1 pseudogene is annotated in these 4963 nt (G+C 48.2%); it reads right to left on the bottom strand.

The features are described 5' to 3' along the window. Positions 1 to 75: 75 nt before the first annotated feature. A pseudogene (locus BZG79_RS11580) lies at positions 76 to 4793 on the bottom strand (NAD-glutamate dehydrogenase). Positions 4794 to 4963: the final 170 nt, after the last annotated feature.

The following is a 4963-nucleotide window of genomic DNA, read 5'->3' as shown; positions in this document are numbered from 1 at the left end:
GTATAGCATTATCCCTCCTAATAAAAAAGCCCCGTTATAAACGGGGCTAGATTATTGCGTTATTGGCGCACTAATTCAATTTAAATTTAGTAACGACAATTCACGCAGCGCGACAGAGAACTTGGCAAACTCATGCATAGAACCGACTTTGAACTCATCGACAATGCTTTGCCAACGGCTCAGGATTACAGCATGATCATCCATCCACTGCGTTAACCCTGTCTCGGCATCGTGTTGTGAATCCATCTCTGAAACGATGCGAGCGGTCAATAAGCGCTGTTGCCAGTCAAGATCTTCACGGAACGAGGCGCGGGCAAGCGCTTGCCAGTGGTTATCAACCGGCTGGTTATTGATTTGCTTCAAGAACCAGTGCAGTGATAAACGATCACCCAGTACATAGTACAAGCGCGCCACTAGCTCGAATGGCTTGTCGAGTTGTTCTGACACTTGGGCAAGATCTAATCCCGAGAACACGCTCGTCAGGCGACAAACCTTGTTCGCAAGCGCATCAGGTACGCCCGCTTTTATCAATGCTTCCGCTTGTTGATCGTGCTCGGTGATCTCACCCTCAACCAAATACTGTTCGAGGTGATCCACCAAGTTTTGCAATGCAGGACGATAAAAGCCAACTTGGGCCTCAATACTCTCTCCTTTGCGTTTGTTACGTAACATCCAACGGGTTGCACGGCGTAACATTCGGCGACAGCGGAATATGATGTCATACTGCACTTTGGCACTCACATGATTATCGAGCTCGCGCACATCATCAAATAGCTGCTCAAAACCAAACACCTCTCTGGCAATGGCATAAGACTTAGCAATATCAGTGGATGAGATTCCATCTCGCCTCGGTAGTGACGTTGTAACTCTTTAGGGAAGTAACTAGGGAGTAGCTGTCCGAAGTGAGTATCTTGCGTGACATCATCAACAACCAGCTGCTCTTTGAGAACCATTTTGCCGTAGGCAACCAACACAGCAATTTCTGGGCGCGTTAAACCGGTGCCACGCAAGTTACGTTCAGACAAGGTTTCATCGTCTGGCAGATATTCAAGCGCCCGATCGAGCTTACCCTCTTTCTCTAAATAGTGAATAAACCGGATCTGCTCTTTTAACAGAGCGGCCTGCTGGTTATGGGTGACAGAGATCGACTCACTTTGACTATAAGCATCCTCGAGCACGATGTCAGACACTTCGTCTTCCATTCGCTCCAGCAACTCATTGCGCTTTTTCATGGTCAGATCACCGGCCGCCACCAGCCCATTAAGCAAGATCTTGATGTTGACCTCGTTATCCGAGCAATCGACACCACCGACATTATCAATAAAGTCGGTATTCACTCGACCGCCGTTAAGCGCATACTCAATTCGCCCTAATTGGGTCATGCCAAGGTTACCGCCCTCACCAATGATACGAGCACCCACTTCATTGCCGTTGACACGCAAACCATCATTAGCACGGTCACCTACCGAGGTATGGGTTTCGCTCGATGACTTAACATAGGTGCCGATACCACCATTCCAAAGCAGATCAACCTTGGCTTTTACGATCTGTTTAATCAGATCGTTAGGCGCCATCGTCTGCTTACGGGTGCCGAGCAGCTTTTGTATCTCCGGCGTTAAGGTGATTGATTTCGCACGGCGAGAAAACACCCCCCCACCTTTGGCTATCAACTGAGTATTGTAGTCTGCCCAAGTTGACCGCGGCAAATTGAAGAGACGTTGGCGCTCTTCCCAGCTTTTCGCGGCATCTGGATCGGGGTCAATAAAGATATGCATGTGGTTAAACGCTGCGACTAAGCGAATATGCTTGGAAAGCAGCATGCCATTACCAAACACATCGCCGCCCATATCGCCAATGCCGACACAGGTAAAGTCCGTGGTTTGACAGTTGATATCAATTTCACGGAAGTGGCGTTTTACCGATTCCCAAGCACCTGCGGCCGTAATCCCCATTTTTTTGTGGTCATACCCATTCGAGCCACCGGACGCAAAAGCATCTCCCAGCCAAAAGTTATATTGCGCTGAGACACTGTTCGCTAAATCAGAGAAAGTTGCCGTTCCCTTATCTGCCGCGACGACTAAATAGGCGTCATCGTCGTCATGACGGATCACATGGTCAGGCGGCGTCAAGGTGCCTTCGACAATGTTATCGGTAATATCAAGTAACCCTTGGATAAAGATTCGATAGCATCGCTTACCCTCAGCAATGATCGCATCCCGCTCAGTTAACTGATGTTGACGCTTGCAGACAAAGCCCCCTTTCGCCCCGACTGGCACAATCACGGTGTTTTTGACCTGCTGCGCTTTCACCAAGCCTAAGACTTCGGTACGGAAGTCTTCTTGGCGATCGGACCAACGAAGTCCACCACGCGCGACTTTACCACCGCGTAAGTGCACCCCTTCTACATCGGGGGAGTAAACAAAGATCTCAAACGCGGGAACCGGCTTAGGCATATCCGGAATATCCGATGCTTGCAGTTTTAGCGATAGATAGGGTTTGTCTTGGCCATTGTCCGGATCTTTCTGGAAARAGTTTGTGCGCATGGTCGCGAGCATGATTTCCATGTATCGACGAATAATACGGTCATCATCCAAACTTTCAACATTGTCGAGTGCCTCTTCAATCTCGTGAATAATCGCATCTCGTTCTCGCTTGTTTGGCTTACCCGCAGGGTCAAAGCGTCGATTAAACAACCTGACCAAGAACCCAGCAAGATGCGGGTGCGAAGCTAATGTATCCTCGATATACGCCTGACTGAAAGGAAAGCCAATCTGGCGCATATACCGAGCATAGGCGCGTAGAATCGTGACTTCTCGTCCGGATAACCCCGCGTTTAATACCAAGCGGTTAAAACCGTCATTATCCAAGCGGCCATGCCAAATGTCGGCAAATGCATGTTGGAAGCGATCGCGCGCATTACCAAGATCAAACGCTGCTCCCGCACTGTGCAACATAGAGAAGTCGAGAATCCAATATACATCCCCCTGGCTGGTTTCAACCTCATACGGCGATTCGCCGATCACACGCAGCCCTAGATTTTCTAGCATCGGCATCACATCCGATAAATGGATCGGCTCACACTTTTGGAAAAGCTTTAGGCTAATGGCATTAGATTGATGGCTAACTTCTTGCGGCCTGTAGAGCAACATATCGAGTTTATTGTCATCACTGAGCCCTTCTAGGCGCTCAATATCCGCCACTGCTGACCCTGGTAACATCGCTTCTTTGTAAGAACGCGGAAATGCGCGCAAGTACCGTTTCGCGATCGGTGTACCACGATTTTCACCAAAATTAGCAATCACGGCTTCTTGTAAACGATCATCCCACGATGACGCTGCCTCTGTGAGGTTTTGTTCGATTTTTTTCACATCAATATCGAAGTTATTATTTTCCACTCGGACAATATAATGCGTCCGCGCCAGCGGGCTTTCCGAGAAAAAAGTGGTAAATTCAACCGTCTGATCTGATCCAAAGTATTGCTGTAAAATACGCTGGGTTTGACGACGGAACTCGGTGTTATAGCGCTCTCGGGTGATATACACCATGCACGAGAAAAAACGACCAAACGGATCACGACGCACAAATACACGGAGCATGTCGCGGTCTTGCATTTGTACCACGCCCATTCCCACATTGCGCATTTCGTCTTCTGTCGCTTGGAACAATTCATCACGCGGGTAGTTTTCTAGGATATTAGCCAACGCTTTCCACGCGTGTGATTCGCGATAAAAACCGCTGTTATCAAGGATACGGCGTACTTTATTACGCAGCACCGGAATGCTAGCGGTAGACTGGTTATAAGCAGACGATGCATAGAGCCCAGTAAACCGGTGCTCGCCGATCACATTACCGTTGCTATCAAACTTTTTGATCCCGATATAATCGACATAAGCCGGACGGTGAACCCGAGATTTCGCATTACTTTTGGTAAGCACTAACAGCTCTTTTTTCAGCGCTTCTGCTCGGGCTGACTCAGGCATTTCGGATAAACGCAGAGCCTGGGGGGATTTGTGCTTTTTAGCTAAACCTAGTGCGTCACAGTCACTGCTTGCGCGAAGCTCGTAATCGCCTTCAACCGGAACCAGGTCAAAGCACTTGTAGCCCATAAAGGTAAAGTTATTGTCCGTGATCCAACTTAGGAACTCGACAGCTTCTTGGCGGCGCTCATCATCAATCGGTAATTGGGTGTCTTTTAATGATGCTAATAGCTCAAGCATTTGCGCGCGCATTGGCTTCCAGTCGTTCACCACCATTACGACATCGGTCAAGGTTTCAGAGAGCTCAGATTCAAGTGCTGCCATCTCTGAGTCATCTGACATCTTGTCGATTTCAATATGGAACGTGCTTTGGAATTGGCCGTCCTCACTGCCAATGCCGACCACATCTCCCTGCTCATTCTTGCGCGCTTTGATCGGGCTATTCAGCATCAAGTGCGTTGTGATACCTAAGCGATTAAGGGCCATACGCACAGAATCGACAAGGAAGGGGGCATCTGGAGCGAGGATTTCAACAATCGTATGGGTTGATTGCCATCCATTTCCGCTCAGGCTTGGGTTAAAAACTTTAACAAAGACTTTATCTTGTTCAAACGTGTTGAGATGGTGCCATAAGCTCATTACTGCACCATAAAGATCTGACTCATTGCGTTCCTGCAAATCGTCATCAGATACTTGACCCAATATCCTTTTGGCTAACGCATCGACAAGTGGTTGTTGAGGATCATCGAGTTTATCAGCGATGAGTTGATAAACCTTCTCAAGTAACACTGGTACTATAGGGTCACGCGAGGTCATTCTGGCACTCCGTTGTCCTTTTTAGAACATTATCATTGTGAGTCGTCATCAGAGGTAAACATTGCGTTAACAAACGCACTGTCTAGTGTAAGGCTTGGATAGCAAAAACGTTATAGATAAACGGCTGGATTTACGCGATTTTCGCGAGAATGTGACTGGTGTGGCTATTT

The sequence above is a fragment of the Salinivibrio sp. MA427 genome, assembly GCF_001996115.1.
GTDB lineage: Bacteria > Pseudomonadota > Gammaproteobacteria > Enterobacterales > Vibrionaceae > Salinivibrio > Salinivibrio costicola.
The sequence above is the reverse complement of the archived record's forward strand: the minus strand, read 5'-3'. Positions and strand labels throughout refer to the sequence as shown.